2 protein-coding genes are annotated in these 2,741 nt (G+C 59.7%); one reads left to right on the top strand and one right to left on the bottom strand.

Features of this window, described 5'->3' with window-relative positions:
* The first annotated feature begins 18 nt into the window (after positions 1-18).
* Positions 19-609, top strand: a complete 591-nt coding sequence (locus VJV58_RS13630; RefSeq protein WP_324137879.1) for a response regulator transcription factor — start codon at positions 19-21, stop codon at positions 607-609.
* 192 nt (positions 610-801) lie between these two features.
* Here the strand turns inward: VJV58_RS13630 and VJV58_RS13625 are convergent.
* The coding region (locus VJV58_RS13625) for a S9 family peptidase (protein WP_324137878.1) at positions 802-2,741 on the bottom strand (1,940 nt) is incomplete at its 5' end.

Here is a 2,741-nt window from a genome sequence, read left to right as displayed (position 1 = left end):
TTCGTTCCCCACCGAGAAATGCTGCCAGCCGACCGTGACCAACCCATGCGCGAAGGGCTTTGCGTGGTTGTGTCAACGGGCAGCTATCGGGTGCTCTGTTATCCGGACCGCGCCAGTCTGAGGGCGGTCTCGCGAAGCCATAATCCATCCTTCATTCCGCTCGGCGCGCAGCTTCCGCGCGGATCCGGGCTCGACATCAGCAAAGAGCATCACGATGCTGATGCCACGCCGCCTGGCTTCATGATCTCCGGACTGGGCGACATCGCCATGGCGGTCAAGGCCATCAAGAACGGCTCACTGGATTTCATCGAGGAGCCGTTGCGCACGCGAGAGATCGTGGGTTGGCTGGATCAAGCGATCGGCGCGTATGCGCGCCGGCACGCCAATCGATCTCCGGTTCATCTTTCCCGGCGTGAAACATTGACCCCACGTGAACGTGAGGTGCTGGCGCAATTTGCCGCCGGCGCATCCAACAAGGAAGCCGGGCGCAAGCTCGGAATCAGTCCGCGGACCGTCGAAGATCATCGCGCCAACATCATGAAGAAGCTCGGCGCCAGAAACGCCGCCGATCTCATTCGGATAGTGATGACTACTTCGCGGGCTTCCTGAGCTCGTGTTTCCGCGATCGCCACCAGAGCGTTTTCGAGCGAAGTGGGCGCCCGTTCGCGCGAAGAAAACGCGCCGGAAGAATAAGCCAGAGCGTTTTCAAGCGAAGTGGAGACCGGTTCGCGTTAAGTAAACGCGTCAGAAGAAAAGACTAGACCCCGATTCTGATTTAATCAGAATCGATCAAGCTCTACCTCACGCCACCTCGCGTCGATCGGCCAATCCCACCGCCCATAGCGCGAATGCATAGACGATCGCGACTTCATCGAGCCGCTCGAATCGTCCGGATGCACCGCCGTGACCGGCGCCCATGTTGATGCGAAGCAATACCGGCCCGCCGCCGGTCATGGTGGGCCGCAGGCGCGCGATCCATTTCGCCGGCTCCCAGTAGGTGACACGCGGATCGGTCAGCCCGCCCATCGCCAGGATTGCTGGATATTGCTTGGCCGCGACGTTCTCGTAAGGCGAATAGGAAAGAATGGTTTTGAAATCGGCCTCGCTCTCGATCGGATTTCCCCATTCGGGCCATTCCGGGGGCGTCAGCGGCAGGGTGTCATCAAGCATGGTGTTGAGAACGTCGACAAACGGCACTTCGGCAACAATGCCCGCGAACAATTCACCGGCTCGATTGGCAACCGCGCCCATGAGCATCCCGCCGGCGCTGGCGCCGTGGGCAACGATCCGCTTGGCGGCGGTATATCTGGCCGATATCAGTGCGCGGGCGCTGGCTGCGAAATCGTCGAAGCTGTTGGTCTTCTTTTCACGCTTGCCGTCGAGATACCAGCCCCAGCCCTTGTCGGTGCCTCCCCTGACATGCGCGATCGCATAGACGAACCCGCGATCGACCAGCGACAGCCGGTTGGACGAGAACGATGCCGGCATCGCCATGCCATAGGAGCCGTAGCCGTACAGCAGCAACGGCGCGCTGCCATCGCGCCGAAGATCTTTACGGTGCAGGATCGAGATCGGCACCTCGGCGCCATCATGAGAGACAGCCATGATCCGTGTGGTGAGATAGTCCGCGGGGTTATGCCCGCAAGGAATCTCCTGCCGCTTGCGCAGGGTGCGCGAGCGGGTGCTCATGTCGTAGTCGTAGATTTCCGTAGGCGTGGTCATGGAAGAATAGGAGAAGCGCAGATTGGTGGTATCGAATTCATAGCTGCCAAGCGTGTCCAGCGAATATGCCGCTTCCTCGAAAGCGATGGCGTGTTCCTCGCCTGATGCGAGATCGCGGATGATGATGGAGGGCAATGCGTGTGCGCGTTCCAGCCGCACCAGATGACCGGAATACAGTTCAAGATCGAGCACATAAATACCTCTCCGGTGCGGAATCAAATCGCGCCAGTTGTCGCGCCGCGGCGTTTTCAAGGAGACGGTGACGATCTTGAAGTCGATCGCGCTATCGGCATTGGTGAGAATGAACAACTCGTCCCCCCGATCCGCAACCGAATACTGTACCCCGACCTGGCGCGGCTCGATCAGCCGTGGCGGTGCATCCGGATCGGACAGGTCGATCAGTCGTTGCTCGGAGGTTTCGTGATCGCCGCCCGCGATCACACAGAAGCGGCCGCTGGAGCTTTCATGAATATGCGTGAACCAGCCTGAATCTTGCTCTTCGTAAATCAAGACGTCCTGCGTTTGCGGCGTGCCCAGCCGGTGACGCCAGACCTGCATCGGGCGGTGATTTTCATCGAGCTTGACGTAAAAAAAGCTTTCGCAGTCCATGGCCCACACAATGGCGCCATCGGTCTCCTCGACGAGATCATCGCGATCGGCGCCATTTATCCAATCGCGAACGCGGATCGAGAAATATTCAGAGCCCTTGATGTCGGCGCTCCAGGCCTCAAGCCGATGATCGGGCGAATGCCTCGCGCCGCCGAATTTGAAGTACTCATGTTCGGCTGCGAGCTGATCGCCATCGAGCACGATCTGGATCTCGCCGCCATTACGCGGCATCCGGCCGAATTGCTCATGCTGACCGCCTTCGCGGAATTTTCGCAAGTACGCAAATGGTCCGTCGGGCGACGGCACGCTGGTGTCGTCTTCCTTGATCCGCCCGCGCATTTCCTTCACCAGGGTTTTCTGCAACGCGGCGGTATGGCCGAGCACGCTATCGGTATAGCTGTTCTCGGCTT

This window comes from Bradyrhizobium sp., assembly GCF_035273305.1.
Taxonomy (GTDB): domain Bacteria; phylum Pseudomonadota; class Alphaproteobacteria; order Rhizobiales; family Xanthobacteraceae; genus Bradyrhizobium.
This window is presented reverse-complemented; position numbering and strand designations above follow the sequence as displayed.

Coding starts and splice junctions, on each gene's coding strand:
- VJV58_RS13630 (WP_324137879.1), top strand. CDS start 19: ATGCTGCCAGCCGACCGTGACCAACCCATGCGCGAAGGGCTTTGCGTG.